The organism is Sphaerisporangium aureirubrum (genome assembly GCF_042658925.1).
Taxonomy (GTDB): domain Bacteria; phylum Actinomycetota; class Actinomycetes; order Streptosporangiales; family Streptosporangiaceae; genus Sphaerisporangium; species Sphaerisporangium aureirubrum.
Map to the genome: position 1 here is coordinate 19,554 of NZ_JBHSRF010000057.1, position 22,522 is coordinate 42,075.

The following is a 22,522-nucleotide window of genomic DNA, read 5'->3' on the forward strand; positions in this document are numbered from 1 at the left end:
CTGATAACGAAAACCATTGCAAGTACGGTGGCATCATCATGCCACGACCGCGGCGGTTCCACGCGGAGGATCGGGGATTTTTCCCAGGTCAGCGACCGGGTGTCAGGCGGGTGGCTGCGCCGGCCTGTAGTACTTGAAGATCGCCTTCATGGTGGGGGTGAGGTGCCGCCACTCCGAGCGGGTGGTCACCCAGCCGACGACGCTCACGCGGTCGCCGTTCACGATGATGCGTTGCGTCTCGTGGTAGGCGACGCCCTTGACCGCCCAGCCGTGGTACCCCGGGCCGGTCCAGGTGCTCTCCCACTCGGCCGTCACGTCCTTGCCCGGCACCTTCTCCAGCCGGACGCGGCGGTACTTGCGGACCTCGGCGGACAACGCGGTCTCGGTCTCCTGGAGCAGGGCCAGCGGATCCCGCCCCGCGAGGGGGGAGACCGACACGCTGAGGTACGCGGTCCCGGCGGGCTCGGACCAGGTGAAGGTGCCGTCCCGGCTGACCAGCCGCCACCCGCGGGGCACCCCGGCCCTCCAGCCCTCCCCGTCGTGCCACTTCAGCTTCAACCGGCTGGGGGTGGGCGAGGGGGTGACGTTCGGCACGGCGAGCGGCGAGGCGACGTCCGGCGCGGGGGCGGTCGGGACGGGGCCGGCGGTCGCGGCGCTGTCGGGGCGCAGCACGGCCCAGCCGCCGACGGTGCCGGCGAGCACCGCGGCCGCCACCACGCCGGCCAGCATCTTGGCGCGCCCGGTGGCGCGCTGCGGGCGCTCCGGCTCGGGCTCGGGGGACGCGACGGCGTCGAGCAGCCGTTTGGCCTCCTCGGCGCCCATCCGCTTGGCGGGGTCCTTGGCGAGCAGGCCGGTGATGACCGGGCGCAGCTCGGCGGGGGCCTTGGCGAACTCGGCGTCCTTGGTGAGCAGCGTGGCGAGCGGCCCCATGTCGCCGTCGAACGGCGGGCGGCACACCACCATCGCGAAGAGCGTCGCGCCGAGCGACCACAGGTCGCCGGCGGGCGCGGCGGGCGCCCCGGCCTGGCGTTCCGGCGCGAGGAAGCCCGGCGAGCCGACGGTCCCGCTGTGCTGCGCGTGCGGGTCGCTCATGCTGGTCGCGATGCCGAAGTCGCTGAGCACCACCCGGCCGTCGTAGCCGATGAGGATGTTGGCCGGTTTGACGTCCCTGTGCACGACGTCCGCGGCGTGCGCCACGGAGAGCGCGGTGAGCACCTGGGAGGCGATGACGGCGGCGCGGGTCACCGACAGCGGGCCCTCGCCCGCGATGACCCGGTCGAGCGACCGGGACGGGACCATCTCCATGATGATCCAGGGCTGGCCGTCCTCCTCGGCCACGTCGAAGACGGAGACGATGTTCCGATGGTGGAGCTTGGCGGCGGTGCGGGCCTCGCGGGAGGTGCGATGGATCATGTCCAGGCGCTGCCGGGTGCTGAGCTTGGGCGGTACGAGCACTTCCTTGGCCGCCACCGGCCGGTCCAGGAGCGTGTCGTGCCCTTCCCAGACCATGCCCATGCCGCCCTGACCCAGTGCTCGCACCAGACGGTAGCGCTTGACGATCAGTTGGCCAGGAGTGCCCATCGGAAAATGCCCCTTCGCGGGCTTAGCGAAGATATGCAGCAGATCGGAAGTCTCCCATAATCGCCTCGTTAGCGCGCTCCAACCGCACAGGCCCGTGTACGCAACGCGAAGATGCTTCACGGAGCCGGTGCGCGGCGGGACTCAGGCGGGCACGACCACGTAGGTGCGACCGGCGGACGCCGTGAACACGGCGGTGTCGTCGTCACACGGCACGACGGCGACGGCGACCGGCACCGCCGGACCGCCGTACGGCGCGATGCCGGGCGGCGTGTCGCCAGGGAGTGTGGCGGCGGAGGGGGTGGCGGCAAGGGGGACGTCGCGGATCTCGACGCGGCAGCCGCCGAGGAAGGCGAGGTTGCGCACGCGGACCTCGGTGCCCCGGTCCGGGGTGATACGCGCCTCGGTCAGCTCGCCGTCCCGCCAGGTCGCGCCGACCGTGAACCCGCCACGCGCGCGCAGGCCGTCGAACGAGCCGTCCGGCCACGCGGCCGGCAGCGCGGGGAGCACGTCGATCACCCCGCAGTGGCTCTGCAGCAGCATCTCGGCGATCCCGGCGGTCGCGCCGAGGTTGCCGTCGATCTGGAACGGCGGATGGGTGCTCCACAAGTTGGGCAGCGTGGAGTGCAGCAGCTGCCCGGCCAGCAGGCGGTGCGCCCGGTCGCCGTCCAGCAGCCGCGCCCACAGGTTCACCTTCCAGGCGCGGCTCCAGCCGGGGCCGTCGTCGCCCCGCGTCTCCAGCGTCACCCGCGCGGCCTCGCCGAGCCGCGTGCACGGCCTGATCCGCCGCCCGGGGTGCAGCGCGAACAGGTGGGACACGTGGCGGTGGCCCTCACGCGGGTCGGCGAGGTCCTCGCGCCACTCCTGGAGCTGCCCGGCCGCGCCGACGCGCAGGCCCTCGTCCAACTCGGCGAGGGCACGGAGGACGCGGTACCCGGGGTCGGTGCCGAGCAGGTCCGCCGCCTCGGCGGTGTTGGCCAGCAGGTCCCACACGATCTGCTGGGACGCGGCGGCGCCCGCGGTGAACGGCCCGTGCTCGGGCGAGTGGCTGGGCGAGACGACCCAGCCGTCGTCCCGCTCGGCCAGCACGTCGAGCCAGAAGTCCGCCGTCTCGCGCAGCAGCGGGAAGGCGCGGTCGCGCAGGAAGCCGTCGTCGCCGCCGAACAGGTAGTGCTCGTAGACGTGCTGGACCAGCCAGGCCGCGGCCTCGGGGAACCAGAAGGAGGTCGGCCAGTCGTGCACTCCGGTGAAACCGAACGGGTTGGTGTTCTGGTGGACCACCCACCCCGACGCGCCGAACATCTCCTTGGCGGTGCGGCGGCCCGGCGGGCGCAGCGCCTCGACGAAGCGCACCAGCGGCTCGGCGCACTCGTGCAGAGCGGTGACCTCGGCCGGCCAGTAGTTCATCTGCACGTTGATGTTGGTGTGCCAGTCGCAGTTCCACGGCGGGTCCGGGCTGTCGTTCCACAGTCCCTGCAGGTTGGCGGGCAGCGGCGAGTCCGCGCGGGACGCCGCGACGAGAAGGTACCGGCCGTAGGCGAACAGCAGCGTCTCCAGGGCCCGGTCACCCGGCCCGCCCGAGCCGTACGCCGCCACCGCCCGGTCGGTGGGCAGCGCCTCGGCGCCCGCGCCGCCGAGGTCGAGCCGCACCCGGCCGAACAGGCGGCCGTGGTCGGCGGCGTGCTCGGCCCGCAGCGCCGCGAAGCCGCGGGCGGCGGCCCGGTCCACCCATCGAGTGACCTCATCGTGCGGGTGGGGGCCGCGGTAGGCGGGGTGAACCTGCGCGTAGTCGGTGCCCGCCGACGCCACCAGCGTCACGGCGTCCGCGCCGCGCACCGCCACCGCGCCGGGAAGGTCCGTGCGCTCGCCGCCCTCGGCCAGGACCTGGACCTGGCCCTCGAACACCAGCCCGTTGTCGTCCAGCGCCCCGCGGAAGGTCAGCCGCCCGGCGCGCGCCGTGGCCTCCCGTGACGTCCGCACCGTCACGCTCACCCCGCCGGGGCGGTCGGCGGCGAGCCGGACCACGACGACCTGGGCCGGGTTGCTCGCGAAGTGCTCCCTGGTGAACCGCGTCCCGCCGGCGGTGTACTCCACCGAGGCGATCGCGGTGGAGAGGTCGAGCGCGCGGCGGTAGCCGGTGACCTCGCCCGGCGTGTCCACGGTCAGCAGCAGGTCGCCGAGCGGCTGGTAGGCGCCGAAGCCCGGGATGTGCCCGTTCTGCTCGTGGGGGTTGCCGAGCAGGCGGACGGCCTCCTCGGGTTCCAGGCGTCCGTCCTCGGCGATCCGCCGCCTGGCCTCGGCGAGCGCGTCCGGCCGGGGCGAGGGCCAGTCGCCGGAGCGGTACGCGCCCCCGGCGTCCGCGGAGCCGGGGCCGCCGGTCCACAGGGTGCTCTCGTTGAGGGCCAGGCGCTCGTGGCCGAGCCGCCCGAAGACCATCGCCCCGAGCCTGCCGTTGCCGATCGGCAGGGCCAGCCGTTCCCACGAGCCGTGCTCGTCAGGCCCGTCCGCGGGACGGTCGTACCACAGGGTCAGCATCTCTCCCCGCTCAGACTGATGATCGAACCAGATCCTAACGGGGTGAATCAGAATGAGTGATGAAATGAAGTAAGTGTTGGCGTGCCGCCGCTCACCAGGTCACCGGCACTTCGACGAAGCCGCCCGTCAGCCTCCCCGTCCGCCGCCGCAGGCCGTCCAGCGGGGCCGCGAGCTCCAGCCCGGGGAACCGCCGCGGCAGCGTCTCGAACACCGCGCGCAGCTCGACCCTCGCGAGGCTGGCCCCGATGCAGTAGTACCGCGCGTAGCCGAACGCGATGTGCGGGTCCGCCGCCGCCCGCTCGGTGTCGAACACGTCCGGGTCGGCGTAGACGCGCTCGTCGCGGTTGGCGGCCGTGGTGCTGACCACCACGGCGTCGCCGCGCCTGATCGTCGCGCCGCCGAACTCCATGTCCTCCCTGGCGTACCGCACCAGCCCGTGGTCGGACGGCGCCGCCATCCGCAGGATCTCCTCCACCACGGCCGGGGCGCGGGAGGGGTCGGCGGCCAGCGCCTCCCACTGGGCACGGTCGCCCAGCAGGTGGAGCACGCCGAAGTCGATGCGGTTGACCGTGGTCTCGTGCCCGGCGAACAGCAGGGCCGCGCCGAGGTCGGCGATCTGCCCGTGGGTCGCCGAAAGGCCCGCGAGGTCGGAGAACACGTCGTCGGCGGGACGTCGGCGCTTCTCCTCCAGCAGCTCGCCGATGTAGGCGCCGAGCTCGGCCTTGGCGGCCCGGGCCGCGACCGGGTCTAGCACGTTGGTCATGCCGTCGGCCAGCGACTGGAACAGGTCGCGGTCCTGGTACGGCACGCCGAGCAGCTCGCAGATCACCAGCGCGGGCAGCGGGAACGAGAAGTACGCGTGCAGGTCGACCGGCGGCGTCTTGGCGGCCATCTCGTCGAGCAGCCCGTCGACCAGGTCCTGCACGTGGCCGGCGAGGGCCTGCATGCGGCGCGCGGAGAAGGCGGGGACCAGCAGTTTGCGCATCCGCTCGTGGTCGCGGCGCTCGGTCGCGAAGTCGCCGCTCGGCCCGCCGAGCAGCACCGAGCCCGAGACGCGTGCCGCGGTGTCCGGCGCCGGATGCGAGCGGCCGAGCCTCGGGTCGGCGAGCAGGGCGCGCACCTCCTCGTACCCGGTGACCAGCCAGGCCTCGTCCCCGGCCTGGGTGCGGACCCGGGTGATCGGGCCGTCCGCGCGCAGTTGCCGGTACTCGGGCGGTACGTGGAGCGGATGACGCCGGGTGAACGGGAGCTGAGGGAGATCGGACACGGCGCGCGCCCCTTCTCTCGTGCGGGCTTTCTACGACGGTCGCACCGGGCGAACGCGAACGCAACCATGGTGGTCAAGACATGTCATGACTAATAGTGATGATTGGGATTAACAGTGGGTAGTTCACCAGCGTGCCGCCCCGGCGAAGGAGGTCGGCGCCGGGTCGTAGCCCAGCCGTTCGCGTGCCGCCGAGATGTCCAGGGTGCGCTCCACGGCCAGGTGCCCGACGGCGTACCGCGTCAGGGTCGGCGGGTGCGGGCGCCGCGCCGCGCGAAACGCCGCCTCGGCCGCGACCGCCAGCGCCGTCGCGGGCCCGGCGGGCAGGTAGCACGGCCGGGCGTCGATGCCCCGCTCCCGGAGGACGGCGCGCAGCGCGTCGTCGAGGGTCACCGGCTCGGCGTCGGCGATGTTGAACACCCCCGCCGCCACCGGGCCCCCGGCCGCCAGCAGGCACGCCCGCGCCAGGTTGCCCACGGACGTCAGGCTGATCCGCTGCCGCCCGTCCCCCACCGCGAACAGCCGCCGTCCCCGCACCGCGCGCAGCACCCGGGGCAGCAGCACCGGATCCCCCGGCCCGTACACCGCGTGCGGCCTCAGCACCACCGCCGTCCCCCGCACCACCTCTTCGGCCCGCGCCTTGGACGCGCCGTAGGCGTTGACGTACCGGCGGGCCGGGCGCTCGTCCTCCCGCGCCATCACCGTCGGGCGGAACGGGTCGTACACGCTCGCCGTGCTGACGTGCACGAACCGGACGCCCGGGAACGCCCGGCGCACCGCCAGGGTCCCCGCGACGTTGACCCTGACGATCTCCGCCGCCGGCCCCCAGTCCGACACCCCGCCCGCGCAGTGGATCACCGCGTCCACCTCGGGAAGATCGCCGGGCACCGGCCCCGTGACGTCCCACGACCGGTAGAGGCCCGGGGGCCGATCTCCCAGCCTGTCCCGCGACCTGCGCCCGAAGGCGTGCACCTGCCAGCCCCGCTGCGCCGCCGCGCGCCACACGGCCCCGCCGACGAAGCCCGAGGCGCCGGTCACGGCCACCCTCATCGGGCGCCCTCCTCGCGGACGAGGGCGCGCAACCGGTCGCGGTCGAGCTTGGCGGAGCGGCCCGTGCGGGGGAACTCGGGCAGGACGGCGACGCGGTCGGGCAGCGCGCCCGCGTCGACGATGTCGGGGAGGGCGGCGCGCAGCCTGGCGAGGGCGAAGCACGGGCCGGGGACGACGGCCAGCACGACCTCCTCGTCGCCGGTCTCGGGGTCGGGGACGCCGAGGAGGGCGGCCTCGGCCACCTCGGGGAGCGCGGCCACCGCGGGCTCGTACAGGCCCGGGTAGATGTTCACGCCGTCCCGGATGATCATGTCCTTCTTCCTGCCGAGCAGCACCAGCCGTCCCCGGCCGTCCAGCCGCGCCAGGTCGCCGGTCGCCACCTCCGCCATCGGCGGCTCCCCGAGGTACGACCGCGCCAGATGCGGCCCCGAGACGAACAACTCGCCGTCGGCGGCGATCCGGGTGCCCACGCCGGGCAGCGGGCGGCCGAGCAGGTCGCCCTCGGTCACGCTGAGCTTCTCCTCGGCCGAGGCGATCGCGATCGGCAGCGCCTCGGTGGTCGCGTACACCGAGAACACCCGCGCGCCGGGCGCGGCGGCGCGGGCCCGGCGCAGGACGGCGGGCGGCGAGGGGGCCGTGCCGAGCAGCAGGCACCGCAGCGTGCCGGGCAGCGCGGGCGCCACGCGCAGCGCCGCGTCCAGGCGGGCGGGGACGCAGAACGCGTGGGTCGCCGCGCGTTCGGCCAGTTCCTCGGCGAGCGGCCGGGTCCCGGGCAGCGACCACGTGGCCCCCGCCATCAGCGTGGGCAGCCCCAGCATGAGCTGGTCGGTGTGCACGACGTCCCCGGGTACGAGCGGCACGGCGCCGAGGAACAGCGCCGCCCCCTCCGCCAGCGATCCCCGGGTGTGCACCACCCCGCGCGGCATCCCCGTCGTCCCCGACGTGAACGCCACCACGGCCGGCCACTCCTCCTCCCCTCCCGGCGATGCGACGGCGGGGTCCGCGGAGGGCCGCTCCTTCCCGCCTCCGGGCGGTACGGCGGTGGGACGGTCCTCCGGCAGGGGGGCCGCGGGTGCGACCGGTGGCAGGCGGTGGAGGTGGAGGGCGCCCGCGGGGACGCCGGGGAGCCAGGGGCCGGTGGTCAGGTGGCGGACCGGGTGGCCGGGGACCGGGTCGCGCAGGCGGGGAAGGGACAGGCCGCGGCGGCGGGCGAGGCCGCGTAGCGGGCCGCTGAGGGTGTAGGCCACCGAGTCGGCCACCACCCACGCGGGACGGGCGCGGGCCAGGCGCGCCGCGGCGGCGGCCGGGGCCAGGCCCGGGTCGGCGAGCACGAGCATCCCCCCGGCGGCGACGGCGCCGAGCGCGAGCGCCACCGCGTCCGGGCCGGGCCGCACCGCGAACAGCACCGCGTTCCCCGGCCGCAGGCCCGCCATGGCCCGGGAGACCGTCCGGACCCGGCCGGCCAGCTCCCCGTAGGTCAGCACCCGGCCCCGTCCGTCCACCACCGCCCGCTTCTCCGGCCCACGCCCGGCCGCCGTCAGCACTCCGCTCACCACGTCACGGCTCATTGCCTTCTCCTCTCGCCCTCGCCGGATGCCCGGCTCTTTATCCACAGGTGCCGGTAAGCGGGCAGGAGCACGCGCCGGGCGGGGCGGCGGCGCACCACCCGGACGTCGTGGGCGAGCAGGACCTCGGCGACCGCGCGGATCTCCGCCAGGGCGAGCGGGTAGCCGATGCAGAAGTGAGGGCCGGCGCCGAACCACAGGCGGCGCAGTTCGGGCGGATGGCGGCGGGATGGGTCGAACGGGCCGTACGCACGGGTGCAGTTCAGGGTGGCGAGGACGACCCGGTCGCCGGGGCGCACGGCGACCCGGCCGACGCGCGACGGGGCGGCGACCGAGCGCAGCATCACGGGGGTGGGCGTGGTGTAGCGCAGGGCCTCCTCGACGAGGCGGCCGAGGTCGCCGCCCGGCCGGATCCCGCCGTCGTGCAGGAGGGCGACGAGGCGGGGGACGAAGGACGCCACGGTCTCGGTGCCGGTGAGGAAGAAGGCGCCCGCCGCGCCGCGCGCCTCGGCGGCGGACAGACCGAGCGAGCGCATGCGGCCCATGACCGTCGCCTCGTCCCCGGCCTCGTACGCCGCGGCGGCGATGCCGCCGACCCGGTCGAGCACCCGGCGGGCGACCGCGATCTGGCGGGGGCCGAGGCCACGGGAGCGCAGCGACACCATGGACACGACCCGCTCCCCGTCGGCGAACAGGGCGCGGGCGTCCGCGGCGGACACCTCGCCCATCCCGATCACCCGGCAGATCACGGCCCCGGCCATCAGCCGCATCTCGTCCGCCAGGTCGACCGTCTCGCCGCGCCCGAGCCGCGCCGACAGCTCGCCGAGCGGCCCGGCGAGGACCCCCGACACCAGGGACGCCACCGCGTCGGGGGTGAACAGGGGGGCGAGCCTGCGCCGCAGCGCCGTGTGCGCCTCGCCCTCCATGTTGAGCAGCACCGACGGCCCGAGCACCGGGGTCCACAGGTCGCCGGGCGAGCCGGGGCCGTCCTTGCGGAACGCCTGGTCCATGAGCACGGCCCGCGCGGTGGCGGCGTCGCTGACCACCACCCCGATCCCGGGCACCCGCACCACCGGCCCGAGCCGGGCGAGCGCCCGCACCAGCGGGTACGCCAGCGGGTGCGCCGCCAGATGGAGGCGCGTCTCATGATTCACGGGAAACGTCCAGAGGAGACAGGGGGAGACAGGGAGAGACGGGGGAGAGACTGAGGGAGACGGCCGAGGGATCAGCGGATGTCGATGACGTCGGGGTGGTAGTGGTGGTCGGCGTACCAGGCGAGCGTGCCCGCCAGGCCGTACGCGCGCAGGCGCCGCACCGAGCCGTACACCACGACGTCGCGCCGCGTGGCGTACGCCGGGGTGAGCCTGCGCACCCGGTTGACCAGCGCGCGGTCCTCGTGCACCTCCTCGATGGCCGCGCGCGGGAAGCCGCCGGCCCGCTCGTACAGCCCGGCGGTGATGGCCACGGTGGCGCCGGGCATCATGACGTACGGCCCGAGGTAGGCGGGATCGCGGTTGCCCGGCCGGAAGCGGCCGAAGGCGGCGGCCACCCCGACCAGGAACGGGATCAGCCGGCGCTCCCACATCTTGAGCGGGAACTCGTCGGTGCGCGGGCGCAGCAGCCCGCCGACCATCTCCAGGCCGTCGCCGAAGGCCCGCCTGACCTGCCGCACCCAGTCGGGCCGCGGCAGGCAGTCGGCGTCCGTCCTCGCCAGGTGGGTGGCGCCGCGCGCGATGGCGTGCCGCATGCCGGTGTCGGCGGCGGCGCCGGTGCCCTTGCGTGGCTCGGGGATCACCTCGATCGTCATGCGGGAGGTCCCGGCGTAGGCCCGCACGACGTCGCCGGTGCCGTCGGTGCTCGTGTTGTCCACCACGACGAGCGTGAAGCCGGGGTCGTCCTGCGCCTCCAGCGCGCGCAGGGTCGCCTCGATGCCCTTGGCCTCGTTGTAGGCCGGGACGATCACCCACAGGTCCATGGCGCCACCCCTCACAGGTCCGCGAACAGCACGCCGAGACTGATGCCGCCGCCGAGGCCGAGCAACGCCACCCGGTCGCCGGGCCCGGCGCCGCCCGCGTGGAGCTGGAGCGGCAGGCTGGCCGAGGCGCAGTTGCCGTGCTCGGGCAGCGTCACCACCAGGCGGTCGCGCGGGATGCCGAGGATCCGCACCAGCGCGTCCAGGTAGGGCACCGCGACCTGATGAACGGCCACCAGCGAGAAGTCCTCCCAGGTCAGGCCGGTGCGCTTCAGGGCGTCCAGGAAGATCTCCGGGCCGGCCAGCTCGAACGCCTCCCGCAGCCGCCGCCCGTCACCGCGGAAATAGGAATGCTCGGGGTCGCGCGGGTGGGCGGAGCCGCCGCCGGGCAGGGTGCCGATCGCCCAGGCGGTGGAGTCGGCGCGGAAGTCGCGGTAGAAGATGCCGCGCCCGGGGTCGGCGGTGACCAGCACGGCGGCCCCGGCGTCGGACAGGGTGTAGCCCGCGAAGGCTTCGATGAACTGGGCCCGGCCGGACACGCGCCAGCGCACGGCCCGGGAGGGCACCTCACCGGTGCAGACGAGGACGGTGCGGTGCGCGCCGGTGCGGATCAGCGCCTCCGCCACCTGGACGCCGTTCAGCAGGCTGTTGCAGGCGTTCTTGACGTCGAACACCGGGCAGGACAGGCCGAGCCTGGCCGCGACCATGTGGGCGGTGGCCGGTTCCACCATGTCCTGGGACGCCGACGCGAAGATGAGCAGGTCGGCGTCCCGGTGGTCGAGGCCGCGCGCCGCGGCGGCGGCGAGGTCGGACGCCTGCTCGTCCGGCTCGGCGAGGTGCCGCCGCCGGATGCCCGTCAGGCGCTCGACGATGCCGCGGCGCGGGACGTAGCCGTCGATCCGCGCCTCCACCTCGGCACTGGTCAGCGTGCGTTCGGGCAGGTAGGTAGAGACAGCTGAGATGCGGGCCCACATGGCGCCCCCCGTGATGACCTGACGAATCCCCCTGTGCCGGGAAATCTACCTAAATAAGCAGATCAGCGGGCGGTGCAGACGAAGGTCACCCGGCCGGGATCCAGCCGAGGCCGACCGCCGCGACGATCACGATGCCGAGGGCCACCCGGTAGACGATGAACGGCGTGAAACGGTGGGTGCTGATGTAGCGCAGGAACCAGGCGATGGCCGCGTAACCGACTGCGAACGACACGATGGTGGCGAGGATGGTCGGGCCCCAGGCGGGGGCCGCCCCGTCGCCGATCTCGAACAGCTCCAGCAGGCCGGACATCAGCACCGCGGGGATGGCGAGCAGGAAGGAGTACTCCGCCGCCTCCTCGCGCCGGTAGCCGAGCAGCAGGCCGGCCCCGGTCGTGCCGCCGGAGCGGGACACCCCGGGGATCAGGGCCAGCGACTGCGCCAGGCCGTAGGTCACGGCGTGCGGCAGGTTGAGGTTCTTGTCCAGGGTGAGCTCGTTGCGGGCCATGCGGTCGGCCACGGCGAGCAGCAGGCCGAAGACGATCAGGCAGGCGCCCACCAGGCGCAGGTCCCGCACGGTGGTCTCGATCTGGTCCTTGAAGGTGAGGCCGAGCACCGCGATCGGCACGCTGCCCGCGATGACGTACCACCCCATGCGGGCCGCCGGGAACTCACGCAGCTCCGGGGTCCACAGCGAGCGGGTCCAGGTGGAGATGATGTCCCAGATGCGCTTGCGGAAGTAGATCAGTACCGCGGTCTCGGTGCCGAGCTGGATGACGGCGGTGAACGCGGCGCCCGGGTCTTCCCAGCCGAAGAACGCGGAGACCACGCGGATGTGCGCGCTGGACGAGATGGGCAGGAACTCGGTCAGTCCCTGCACGAGGCCGAGCACGAGCGCCTCAAACCAGCCGATCAATGAACACACCTTCCGGGAACGTGCGGATACGGCGCCGCGGCGCGGCGGCAGGGCGAGGCTATCGAAAGCGGGGGCGGGTCAGGCGCGGATGCCGGACGACAGCTCGCGGGCGAGATCGATCATGCCGCACTCGAGCACGCCCGCGATCATCATGTGCAGGTCTTTGGTGACGCGCATGGACCGCACGTCGGCGGCCAGCCAGACCGCGCGCCTGGCCTGGTCGGCGGCGCCCTCCCGGTCGCCCTCCCGCGCGCGCAGCACCGCGAGGCGGGTCTGGCAGCGCAGGCCGGTGCGGGTGCGGGTGGGGCCGAAGCGGTCCACGGCGGACGTCAGCCGTTCCCTGGCCCGCCGGTCGTCGCCGAGCTGGAACAGCGCGAGGCCGATGGCGCTGTCGTGGTGGCCGGGTGAGACGGTGATGTGGCGCGCCCACGCGGGCACCGCGTCGTGCGCGGGGACGGGCTCGCCGCGGGCCAGGGCCTCTTCGGCGAGGGCGATGTGGCGCAGCCCGGCGACGCGGTCCCCGGCCGTCGCGCAGTGGCGGGCCGCCACGGCATGGACGTTCGCGCGTTCCGCGCTGGAGACGCGTTCGTCGCCGAGGGCCAGGCGCAGGATCTCGACGCCGTCCCGGGGGCGGCCGAGGTCGGCGCAGACCACCGAGAGGTCGAGCATGGCGTGCGCGCGAAGGTCGCGGTCGGCGCCGCGGGCCGCCGAGTCGAGGGCGAAGGTGAGCAGACGCGTCGCCTGCTCCAGCTGGCCCTGGTCGTAGGTCGCCCAGCCGAGCCGGTCGGCGAGCAACCCGATGGCCGAGCCGAGCCGCTCCCGGGTGGGGGTGGCCATCGGCTGGTCACGCAGCATGACGGCCCATTCGAGGGTGCCGCGCGCCATCGCCACCGCCGCGCCGCCACCCTTGGATAGGTCCATCCGCATGGCGAGGTCGGCCGCGGCCTCGACCGCCTCGACCTCGGAGAGGCCCACACGGGAAGGCGGGCGTGCGGACAGGCCGTCGAGCAGGCGGGAGAGCGGCTCGCCGCCCGCGACCCCCACCGAGGCGGCCGCGATGACCGAGAGTAGGCCCCGTCGCTTCATGTCATCGACGGTACCCATTTCGGCGGTGTCGGCATCGGGGGTTTCCGGCATGCCGGCGGGATCGGGCAGCGCGCCAACGGCCTGCTCGTAGCGGTGAAGCAGTGCCGGTGTCACCTCGCGGGTACCTCGTTCGACCCTGCTGAGATGACCTGCGGAGACGCCGATGCGCTCCCCGAGCTGTCCCAGGCTGAGACCCGCGCGTTTGCGGGCCGCGCGCAGCTCGGCGCCGCTCGTCATGCTCACTCCTTGTGTTGCGGCAATGACGGTGCGGCAGCAATCTATGGTGACAGCCCGTCATCAGGCACTCACACTGACCGTAGCGCGGATGCCACTCGCGCGGCCTGATGACGCACAAATGGCAGGCGCGTGAACGGCGATCCGCCTGCCTCATGTGCCTGGACGTGTAATGAGGTCTGATCCCGATGCGCGAACCACCGGCTGCCACCGACCGCCATCACCTCTTATCCGCACGCCTCAACGAACTGAACCAACTGGACGAGACCCTGGTGGAGATCATCCCGCCGGCTCTGTCCGGTTGGTGCGTGTTCCGGTCCGACGCGGGGCGTTACTGGGCGACCAGAAAGAGTTTCGGCGATGCCGATGAGGCCGCCGGCGTCTGGCGCACGGTGGACGCGGACGACCCGGAGGCCCTCGCCCGGCTGATCGCCGAGCAGGAGCACCGGGCCGGTCCCGCGTCCTGAGCCGCGCGTCCGCGTCCGCACCGCTCAGGCGTCGGTGCGGATCTCCGGGCGGTCCGGCAGCTCCCACTGGGTGTGGTAGACGCCCTCGCGGTCGACCCTGCGGTAGGTGTGGGCGCCGAAGAAGTCACGCTGGCCCTGCACCAGGGCGGCGGGCAGGCGTTCGGCCCGCAGCGCGTCGTAGTACGACAGCGCGCTCGCGAAGCCGGGCACCGGGATGCCCGCCCGGGTCGCGGCGACCACCACGTCCCGCCAGGAGTCCTGCGCCGCGCCCACCTCGGCCGCGAAGTTGGCGTCCGACAACAGGGTGGCCGCCCGCGCGTCCGTCTCGTAGGCGGCGCGGATGCGGTCCAGGAAGCGGGCGCGGATGATGCAGCCGCCCCGCCAGATGGTGGCCATCGCGCCGAGGTCGATGTCCCAGCCGTACTCGGCGCTGCCCGCCTGGATCTGGTTGAAGCCCTGTGCGTACGCGACGACCTTGGACGCGTACAGCGCCTGCTCCACGTCGTCGGCGAAGGACGACCCGAGCTCGGCCCCGGACGGGCCGGACAGCCCGCGGGCCACCGCGCGCATGTCGGCGTGGCCGGAGATGGACCGCGCGAACACCGCCTCGGCGATGCCGGTGACCGGCACCCCGAGGTCGAGCGCGGTCTGCACCGTCCAGCGGCCGGTGCCCTTCTGCTCGGCCTGGTCGACCACGACGTCGACGAACGGCTCGCCGGTGGCGTGGTCGGTGTGCGACAGCACCTCGGCGGTGATGTCGATGAGGTACGAGTCGAGACGGCCGGTGTTCCAGGTGCGGAAGACCTCGGCGATCTGCGGGGGCGTCAGGTTGGCGCCGGTGCGCAGCAGGTCGTAGGACTCCGCGATGAGCTGCATGTCGGCGTACTCGATGCCGTTGTGCACCATCTTGACGAAGTGGCCCGCGCCGTCGGGCCCGACGTAGGCGCAGCAGGGCACGCCGTCAACCTTGGCGGCGATGTCCTCCAGGATCGGGCCGAGCGACTCGTACGCCTCGCGCGTTCCGCCGGGCATGATGCTCGGGCCCTCCAGGGCGCCCTGCTCGCCGCCGGAGATGCCCGCGCCGACGAAGTGGATGCCGCGATCGCGCAGCGCCGTCTCGCGCCGCCGGGTGTCCAGGTAGTGCGCGTTGCCGCCGTCCACCAGGATGTCGCCCGGTTCGAGCAGCGGGGCGAACTCCTCGATCACCGCGTCGGTGGCCGGGCCGGCCTGCACCATGATCACCATCTTGCGCGGACGGGCCAGTGACGCGACGAACGCCTCGGCGGACCCTGCGGGCAGGAACTCTCCCTCGTGGCCGAACTCCTCCATCAGCGCCTTGGTCTTGGCCTCGGTCCGGTTGTGCACGGCGACCGCGTATCCGTGGCGCGCGAAGTTGCGCGCCAGGTTGCGTCCCATGACTCCGAGCCCAGTGACACCGATGACCGCCTGCTGTGCCATATCCGATCACCCTCCCTTTGATCCGGCAGTACGCCCCGGACCACGGTCCGGTTCATGTCCACCAGCCAACGCTACGCGGAGGGTGTTACCACTTGGTCAACCGGTGAGGAGCCTGGCGAGGGGGCTCTGGTCCAGGTGCTGGAGTAGCTCGGCGCAGTCCTTGTACACCGCGCGGGCGCCCGCGTCCGTGAGCGAGCCGGTGTCGATGCCGCCCGACCGCAGTGCGACGCACTCGACCCCGGCGCCCCGGGCGGCCAGGGCGTCCCAGACGCTGTCCCCGACGAAGACCGCCTGGTCGGCGGACACGCCGGCCTTGTCCAGGGCGTGGCGGACCGGCTCGGGGTCGGGCTTGGAGTGCTCGACGTCCTGCGCGTGCACCACGGCCGTCACCGCGTCCTCCGCGCCGGTGATGCCGATCAGCCGCTCGGCGTCGTCCTTGTGCGCGCTCGTGGACACCACGACCCGCAGCCCGGCGTCGGAGAGCCTGCGCATCAGTTCTCCCGAGCCGCGCACCGGCCGTACCTCGTCGAGACGGGGCTTGTACAGCGCGGCGTGCGTGTCGGAGATCGCCTGAGCGTCCTCGTCGCTGACGGACGGGAGCAGGTAGTCGATCAGCGCGCGGTCCGCCCGGCCGATGGCGCCGTGGATGTCGACCATGAGGACGTCGTGTCCCCTGCGCCGGAACCCCTCCCACCACGCGACCACGTGCAGGTAGTTCGTGTCGACCAGCGTGCCGTCCAGGTCGAAGATCACACCGTGTCGCATCGCTCACCGTCCTCGATGTCTTCCCGCACCTGCAAGTACCCTCGGTGATGGGGCCTAGTCCGCCGAGCAGGAGTCCTGTGTGGCGTCGATGCCCTTGAGGTCCTGCTGGGAGACCGGGGCGGGCTTCACGCCCTGCCAGTCGTCGCCGATCACGAGCACCAGCCGGGGGGTCGTGGTGTCGGTCACCTCGGCGTAGTGGGACGTGACCAGGTCGCGGGCCAGCGTGGGGGCCCTGGTCCTGCCGTTCGCCGAGAATCTGATCTGCGTCCTCGGGTACGGCTTGATGGGCGCGTCGCCGACCTTGACGACGCTGTAGCCGCGCTGCTCCAGGGCCGCGGCGACCTGGGCGGCGAGGCCGCCGCGGGTGGTGCCGTTGCGCACCACCACCTCGATCTTGGACTTGGGCACGTCGCCCTGGCGGCCCGTCTGGATGTGCGAGCCCTTGATCTTGGTGTCGGTGGCCACCAGACGGAACAGCTGCTTGGCCTGGGGCTGCACCCACTCCACCCGGCCCGGCTGGGTCAGGGAGTAGCGCCACGGGGTGGTGACGAAGCGGATGTTGCCCGCGGTGAGCCCCTGGGCGCCTGCCGCCAGGTCCTTCAGCACGCCGACGGTGAGGCCGGGGTCGGTCGTCACCGACCTGGTGGCCGCGTCCAGGAAGCCGAACAGCTTGCCCGGGTCGGTGAGGGTGGCGCCGCTCATGGCCTTCTTGACCATGGAGGCGATGAACATCTGCTGCCGCTGGATGCGGCCGATGTCCGAGCCGTCGCCGAGGCTGTAGCGGGCCCTGACGTACCCGAGCGCCTGCTCGCCCTTGACCGTCTGGCGGCCCGCCGCGAGCCGCAGCATGGCCTTGGGGTCGTCGATGGGCTTGGGGACGCAGATCTCGACGCCGCCGAGGGCGTTGACCATGCTCTTGAAGCCGGTGAAGTCGACCTTGGCGAAGTGGTCGATGTGGATGCCGGTGAGCGACTCGACGGTCTTCCAGGTGCAGGCGATGCCGCCGAAGTTGAACGACTCGTTGATCATGCCGACGTGGGCGCGCTGGCCCGGCAGGCCTTTGCGCGCGGGGCAGGTGGGCAGCGCGACCAGTGAGTCGCGCGGGAAGCTGATCAGCAGCGCGTTGTCCCTGTCGGGGGACAGGTGGGCCAGGATAATCGTGTCGGTGCGCTCGCCGTACTCGCGGTGGCCGTACTTGATGTTGGCGCCCGCGCGGGTGTCGGAGCCCACCACCAGGATGTTCAGCGCCTTGCTGATCTTGGCGGGGCGGTTGCCGAGGTCCGCCGCCGGCACGTCGTCGTGCTTGATGTTGCCGCTGAGCTTGACGTAGGCGCCCACCAGCGTGGCGGAGACCGCGACGGCGACGCCGAGAGCCGCCGCGACCAGGCACCACACCCACGCGAGCCAGGGGCGCCTGCCCCGGCCGGGTGGCCGTCCGGTGTCGCCCGCGGGCTCGACCGGGCGCACATCGACAAGCCCGCCGTTCATGATCCCCACGAGAGGCCAGGGCTGTGGCCCGTGGCCACCCGCCGACTTCAGGCGCCGGATCCACCCGTCCGGCAAACCGTGGGCAAGTCTAGCGAGGGGCCCGATCCCGGGAATCGCGGGTCGCGGTATTCACAGGAAAGTGGCCATTTTTCGCGTTGCCGCCGGAGGTCCCGTCTGTCCTCCTCGTCCCGCCGCTCGCCCGAGCCAGGCGGCGGCCGACGCGCTGACCCGGGATCTCGACGTAGCGATGGCCGAGGGCGGCGGCGCCGATCACGGCGGCGAACAGCAGCGCCTCCCAGCCGAGCCGCATCGGCAGGGACAGGCCGGTGGCGTCCGAGGTGAGGCGCCTGATCACCTGGACCACCAGCGGGTGCAGCAGGTAGACGGAGTAGCTGACCAGCCCGAGCCAGGCCAGGGCGGGGGCGACCGCGCGGTGACGCAGGGCGAGACCCGCCGCGAAGGTGAGCCAGGCCGCCACGACCGCCGTCGACCAGCCCCAGACGAACTCCTGCCGCGCCGCCTCCGTCATCCCCCAGCCGGGGCCGTGCCAGACCGCCGCGGCCACCGACAGCAGGGGGACCAGCGCGATGACCCACCGCGCCGCGCCCCGGGTGCCGGAGCGCTCCATCCGGTAGAGGGCGGTGCCCGCGAACATGGTCGCGAGGATGGCCAGGCTCTGCCAGGCGCCGATCCGGCTGTTGAGCACCACAAGGACCAGGCCGAGCGCGGCGATCACGACGGCGCCGCGCCGCCGCAGCGTCTCGTCCCCGCTGACCACGGCGGCGAGCCCCGCGACCAGCGCGACGGCGGCCACGGCCACCACCGGCGTGCCGAGGGTGCGGGAGAGCAGGCCGGCGGGCACGAGGGCCCCGGCGGCCACGGCGCAGCCGGCGAGCGTGACCGACGTCCCCGTGCTGGCGCGGTGCACGCCGAAGACGAACATCGCGGTGACCAGCAGGTAGAACACCATCTCGTAGGAGAGGGTCCAGAAGACGTTGACCACGCTGTTGACCTGCAGCAGGTCCTGGAGCATGGTCACGTGCGCCAGCGTGGTGGACAGCGGCTCGGCCTGGGCGTCGGGAGGCAGGCGGGAGTACACCTCGGCGAGCGCGAACACGACGCCGAGCACGGCCACCACCCCCCACAGCGGGTACAGGCGGAAGAACCGGTTGATCCAGAAGCCCCGGACGTCGCCGCGGCGTTCCAGCGAGACCGGGATGACGTAGCCGCTGACCAGGAAGAACACCAGCACGCCGTACTGCCCGAAGTTGAACCACGGGCTGACCGCGTTCCGGACCTCCGGCAGGAGGGCGTCCAGGGAGTGCTCGAACACGACGATGAGGGCGGCGATGCCGCGCAGCGCGTCGAGCCAGGCCTGCCGGGGGGCTCGCGCAGGTGGCGAGGGGGACGGAGGGGACGGACGGGTCAGGACGTGCATTTTGCTCGCCCTACCCGAAGATGCTCCTCTTTCACCACTGGAGCCACCATAGGGGCCTCAATGTGGTGAAAACTAACTGACCACCAGCCGTTGTGGTAAACCTCACAGTGGACGAATCGGGGCCCCGGTCAGCCCGGCGACTCCTGCCTGGCCTGGTGCAGCAGGCCGGTGAGCACGTCCTCCAGCGTCACCACCCCGAGCACCGCGCCGTCCTCGCCGGTGATCGCGGCGAGCTGGGCGCGCCGCTTGCGCATCAGCGCCAGCATCTCGGCCAACGTGGTCCTGCGGTGCGCGTGCGGCAGCTCCCGGGCGGGCAGCGGGCGGTCGGGCGCGTGGCCGTTCAGCGCGTCGAGCACGTGCAGGTAGCCGCACAGCGACCCCGGCGCGTCGCGGTGCACGGGGAAGCGCGAGTGGCCGTACTTGCCGGCGTTCTCCTGCAGCTCGGCGGCCGTGGTCGTGGCGGGCAGGCTGACCACCTCGCCGATCGGCACCATGACCGACGCCACCGGGCGCGCGTGCAGGGCGAGGGTGGCGATCATGCGGTCGTGCTCGTCCTGGTCCAGCAGGCGGTGCCTGCGCGACTCCTGGATCAGGGCCGGCATCTCGTCGGGGGTGTAGACGGTGCGGACCTCCTCGGCGCGGGGGATGCGGAGTAATCGGAGGACGGCCGAGGACAGGGCGTCGATCACGACCAGCAGCGGGCGGATGGCGCGGGCGGTCAGGCGCAGCGACGGCACCAGCCACATCGCCGCGCGGTCGGGCCCGGCGAGCGCGAGGTTCTTCGGCACCATCTCGCCGATGATGACGTGCCCGGAGACCACGACGACCAGGGCGAGCGCGAACGCGAAGGGGTGGACCAGCCCGTGCGGCACGCCCGCCACGGCGAACAGCGGCTCCAGGGCGTGCGCCAGCACCGGCTCGCCGACGGCGCCGAGCGCCAGCGAGGCCAGGGTGACGCCGAGCTGCGCCGCCGCCAGCATCAGCGGCACCGAGTCCATGGCCGCCAGCACGGAGTCCGCCCGGCGCGACCCGGCCCTGGCCAGCGGTTCGATCTGCGTGCGGCGCACCGAGATCAGCGCGAACTCCGCGCCCACGAAGAAGCCGTTCAGCGCGAGCAGCGCCACGATCATGAGGGCGTCCCACGGGGTCATCGGGCCACCACCCTCCGGACGGGGGACGCCGGGCCGGGACCGGAGGGGCCGGGTTCAGGGGGTTCGTCGGGATCCGGATCGGCCGGATCGTTGGTATCGGCGGGGTCGGCTGGGTCGGGGGTCGTCAACTGGGCTCCTTCTCGCCACCCGGTGCGGTGAGGGTCATGCGTTCGATCCTGTGCCGTCGCATGGTGTCGGCGCGCAGCGTCCATCCGTCCACCTCGACGGCGTCCCCCGGCTGCGGCAGGCGGCCGAGGCGGCTGATCAGCAGCCCGGCCAGCGTCTCGTACGGCCCCTCCGGCATCTGGAAGCCGGTGCGCTCCTCGGCCTCGTGTGCGCGCAGCATCGCCGGGACGGCCACCGAGGCGCCCGCGGCCAGCAGCCGGGCCACCGGGCCCTCCGAGCCCTCCTCGGGCAGGTCGTACTCGTCGGCGATGTCCCCGACCAGCTCCTCGACGAGGTCCTCCACCGTGACGATGCCCGCGAAGCCGCCGTACTCGTCCACCACCACCGCCATCTCGGCACGGGCCGTGAAGAGCCGCTCCTGCAGGGCCGCCAGGTCGAGCGACTCGGGCACCAGCACGGGTGGCCGGCGGATCCGGGAGACGGGGGTGGACGGACGGTCGGCCTCGGGCACCGCGAACGCGTCGACCACCGAGGCCACGCCGACGATGTCGTCCAGCTCGCCGCCGGTGACCGGCAGGCGCAGGTGTCGCTCGCGGCGGGCCAGGACCAGGAACTCGGCCACGGTGCGGGTGTCCGCGACGGTCACGCAGTCGGGGCGCGGCGTCATCGCCTCGGCGGCGCTGCGGTCGCCGAAGCGCAGCGCCCGGCGCAGCATGGCGGCGGTGCCGGTGGGCAGGGTGCCGGCCTCGACCGACAGGCTCATCAGCATGCTGAGCTCGTCGGGCGATCGGGCGGAGGCCAGCTCGTCCTGGGGCTCGGCGCCGAACGCGCGGACGACGGCGTTCGCGATGGCGTTGCAGGCCTTGATCAGCGGCGCGAACACGGCGGAGAAGATCCGCTGCGGCGGCGTGGACAGCCGCGCGACGGCCATCGGGCGGGACAGCCCGGCGTTCTTCGGGACCAGCTCGCCGAGCACCATCTGGCTCACCGTGGCGACGAACAGGGCGAGCATCGCGGACACGCTCTCTGCGTACCGGCCGGGCAGGATCGCCAGCGCGGGCCGCAGCAGGTGGGCCAGGGCCGGTTCGGCGATGACGCCGAGCAGCAGCGAGGTGACCGTGATGCCGAGCTGCGCGCCGGAGAGCTGGAACGACAGGCGCCGCAGCGCCGTCTGGATGCCCTGGGCGCCCCGGTCGCCCGCCAGGGCGAGCCGGTTGATCTCACCGCGCTCCACGGTGACCAGTGAGAACTCGGCGGCGACGAACACGCCGTTGGCCAGGATCAGCGCCAGCGCTGCCAGGAGGAACAACAGATCGACGATCACCGTGGCGCCTTCCCGCGGGCCCGCCCTGATCGGGCCGCGCGACTGTGCGGTGTCTTCGCCGGAACCGTACCGGGACGGCACCGCGCCGGGGAATGGCGCTCCCGGTACCCCGGCGTGGAATCTTCAATCCACCTGGTGCGGGGCGGGCGGGCGAGGGGCGCGCGGGGCGGGTGGTGAGGGTGCGCGCGATCTTTTACGCCGGCGGCGTGAACCGTTATTCGTTGTCTATGTACGCGCCGGGCGGGTTACCCCATCGTGGTAGGCAAGTTCGAACCCCGCCGGCACTGTTTCCACCCCTGGCGCCTTTCGCCCGGGGCCTTCCGTCCCGTGACGTCCGACCGCCTCCCAAGCCCGGGACTTGCCTGGAACCGGCATGGTGAACCGGTGCCCCGAGAAGCGATTCCCGCCTGCGCGCGGCCACAGAAAGAATCCGCAGTATCTCCCCTAAGAGGTGATCCGATCCGTGGTTCCGCCCACCACCGCGATCGCGGACGTACTTCAATTACGCGGGCAGACAGGCTGGCTCAGCCCGCCGCTGCGCCGTGTCCACAGCCCCGTCGGCTTGATCGGCCGCGCCAGGACCGTACTGCTCGCGCCCGGTCCCGGCGAGGATGACCTGGAGTCCCTGCACGCCGTCCTCGACGACGACCTGTGCGACCGTGTCCTGGTGCTGGCCGGGGCGCGGGCCGCCGCCGGCGCCGTCTGGGGCGAGATCCACACCCGTGCGGCCCTGTCCCGCCATCTCACCGCCCTGGTGGTGGAAGGCGGCGTGCGCGACCTCAACGCCTTCCGCGACCTCGATCTGCCGGCCTGGGCCCTCTACGAGGCCACCGCGGGTCCTGGCCCCGGCGTGCACGTGGCCGCCGTCGGCGAACCCGTGGACGTGGCCGGCGTGCGCGTCACCGAGGACACCCTGATCGTCATGGACACCGCCGGCGTCATCGCGCTCCCCACCCCTGACGTCCTCGACGACTCCTACGTCTACGCCGAGGCCGAGGAAGACGTCATCACCGCCCTGCGGGAGGGCAACTCCCTGACGGAAGCCCACCGCCACAAGGCCCAGATAATCGCCAAACTCCGCCATTCCCCCTGAGCCCCGACCCGGCGGAGGCCCCCGACGCCGGGGGCCTCCGG

18 protein-coding genes are annotated in these 22,522 nt (G+C 73.3%); 2 read left to right on the forward strand and 16 right to left on the reverse strand.

The features are described from left to right. Positions 1-102: 102 nt before the first annotated feature. The 10 genes from ACFP1K_RS28830 to ACFP1K_RS28875 form a co-directional block, all read right to left on the reverse strand. Positions 103-1,581 carry a serine/threonine-protein kinase gene (locus ACFP1K_RS28830; protein WP_380759078.1) on the reverse strand — a complete coding sequence of 493 codons (1,479 nt, stop codon included), beginning with the start codon at positions 1,579-1,581 and terminating at the stop codon, positions 103-105. Positions 1,582-1,722: 141 nt separating this feature from the next. Next, positions 1,723-4,113, reverse strand: coding sequence for a glycoside hydrolase family 95 protein (locus ACFP1K_RS28835; protein ID WP_380759080.1), 2,391 nt, complete (start codon positions 4,111-4,113; stop codon positions 1,723-1,725). Between the two features lie 91 nt (positions 4,114-4,204). Further along, positions 4,205-5,380 carry a cytochrome P450 gene (locus ACFP1K_RS28840; protein WP_380759082.1) on the reverse strand — a complete coding sequence of 392 codons (1,176 nt, stop codon included), beginning with the start codon at positions 5,378-5,380 and terminating at the stop codon, positions 4,205-4,207. 123 nt (positions 5,381-5,503) lie between these two features. After that, on the reverse strand, positions 5,504-6,427 hold the full coding sequence (locus ACFP1K_RS28845; RefSeq protein ID WP_380759084.1) for an NAD-dependent epimerase/dehydratase family protein: 924 nt from the start codon (positions 6,425-6,427) through the stop codon (positions 5,504-5,506). After that, positions 6,424-7,995 (reverse strand): class I adenylate-forming enzyme family protein, encoded by a 1,572-nt coding sequence (locus tag ACFP1K_RS28850; protein ID WP_380759086.1) that lies wholly within the window; start codon positions 7,993-7,995, stop codon positions 6,424-6,426. Before ACFP1K_RS28850 ends, ACFP1K_RS28845 begins: the two co-directional genes overlap by 4 nt. After that, positions 7,992-9,146, reverse strand: coding sequence for a cytochrome P450 (locus ACFP1K_RS28855; RefSeq protein ID WP_380759088.1), 1,155 nt, complete (start codon positions 9,144-9,146; stop codon positions 7,992-7,994). Before ACFP1K_RS28855 ends, ACFP1K_RS28850 begins: the two co-directional genes overlap by 4 nt. 71 nt (positions 9,147-9,217) lie before the next feature. Further along, positions 9,218-9,967 (reverse strand): glycosyltransferase, encoded by a 750-nt coding sequence (locus tag ACFP1K_RS28860; RefSeq protein ID WP_380759090.1) that lies wholly within the window; start codon positions 9,965-9,967, stop codon positions 9,218-9,220. A gap of 11 nt (positions 9,968-9,978) precedes the next feature. Then, positions 9,979-10,938, reverse strand: coding sequence for a 3-oxoacyl-ACP synthase III family protein (locus ACFP1K_RS28865; protein WP_380759093.1), 960 nt, complete (start codon positions 10,936-10,938; stop codon positions 9,979-9,981). An 85-nt stretch (positions 10,939-11,023) separates the two neighbouring features. Further along, positions 11,024-11,860 carry an undecaprenyl-diphosphate phosphatase gene (locus ACFP1K_RS28870; RefSeq protein ID WP_380759096.1) on the reverse strand — a complete coding sequence of 279 codons (837 nt, stop codon included), beginning with the start codon at positions 11,858-11,860 and terminating at the stop codon, positions 11,024-11,026. 69 nt (positions 11,861-11,929) lie between these two features. Then, positions 11,930-13,174 carry a helix-turn-helix domain-containing protein gene (locus ACFP1K_RS28875; protein WP_380759099.1) on the reverse strand — a complete coding sequence of 415 codons (1,245 nt, stop codon included), beginning with the start codon at positions 13,172-13,174 and terminating at the stop codon, positions 11,930-11,932. Between the two features lie 185 nt (positions 13,175-13,359). Between ACFP1K_RS28875 and ACFP1K_RS28880 the strand changes: the two genes are divergently transcribed. Next, positions 13,360-13,638: a hypothetical protein gene (locus ACFP1K_RS28880; RefSeq protein ID WP_380759101.1), complete on the forward strand. Its 279-nt coding sequence runs from the start codon at positions 13,360-13,362 to the stop codon at positions 13,636-13,638. A 24-nt stretch (positions 13,639-13,662) separates the two neighbouring features. On the opposite strand, the gene gndA is transcribed toward ACFP1K_RS28880, so the two are convergent. The 6 genes from gndA to ACFP1K_RS28910 all read right to left on the reverse strand — a co-directional run bounded on the left by gndA (position 13,663) and on the right by ACFP1K_RS28910 (position 21,388). Further along, the gene (gene gndA, locus ACFP1K_RS28885) at positions 13,663-15,096 is read right to left on the reverse strand and encodes an NADP-dependent phosphogluconate dehydrogenase (protein ID WP_380759103.1); all 1,434 of its coding nucleotides are present in this window, start codon (positions 15,094-15,096) and stop codon (positions 13,663-13,665) included. Positions 15,097-15,192: 96 nt separating this feature from the next. Then, entirely contained in the window at positions 15,193-15,861 is a 669-nt protein-coding gene (locus ACFP1K_RS28890; protein WP_380759105.1) for an HAD family hydrolase, read from the reverse strand. Between the two features lie 54 nt (positions 15,862-15,915). Continuing rightward, positions 15,916-17,349 carry an LCP family protein gene (locus ACFP1K_RS28895; RefSeq protein ID WP_380759107.1) on the reverse strand — a complete coding sequence of 478 codons (1,434 nt, stop codon included), beginning with the start codon at positions 17,347-17,349 and terminating at the stop codon, positions 15,916-15,918. An 88-nt stretch (positions 17,350-17,437) separates the two neighbouring features. Then, positions 17,438-18,787 carry an acyltransferase family protein gene (locus ACFP1K_RS28900; protein WP_380759109.1) on the reverse strand — a complete coding sequence of 450 codons (1,350 nt, stop codon included), beginning with the start codon at positions 18,785-18,787 and terminating at the stop codon, positions 17,438-17,440. Between the two features lie 128 nt (positions 18,788-18,915). Continuing rightward, entirely contained in the window at positions 18,916-19,938 is a 1,023-nt protein-coding gene (locus ACFP1K_RS28905; protein WP_380759112.1) for a hemolysin family protein, read from the reverse strand. Between the two features lie 124 nt (positions 19,939-20,062). Further along, positions 20,063-21,388, reverse strand: coding sequence for a hemolysin family protein (locus ACFP1K_RS28910; protein WP_380759114.1), 1,326 nt, complete (start codon positions 21,386-21,388; stop codon positions 20,063-20,065). A gap of 463 nt (positions 21,389-21,851) precedes the next feature. Here ACFP1K_RS28910 and ACFP1K_RS28915 point away from each other — a divergent pair, with 463 nt between their 5' ends. Continuing rightward, positions 21,852-22,481, forward strand: coding sequence for an RraA family protein (locus ACFP1K_RS28915; RefSeq protein WP_380759116.1), 630 nt, complete (start codon positions 21,852-21,854; stop codon positions 22,479-22,481). Positions 22,482-22,522: the final 41 nt, after the last annotated feature.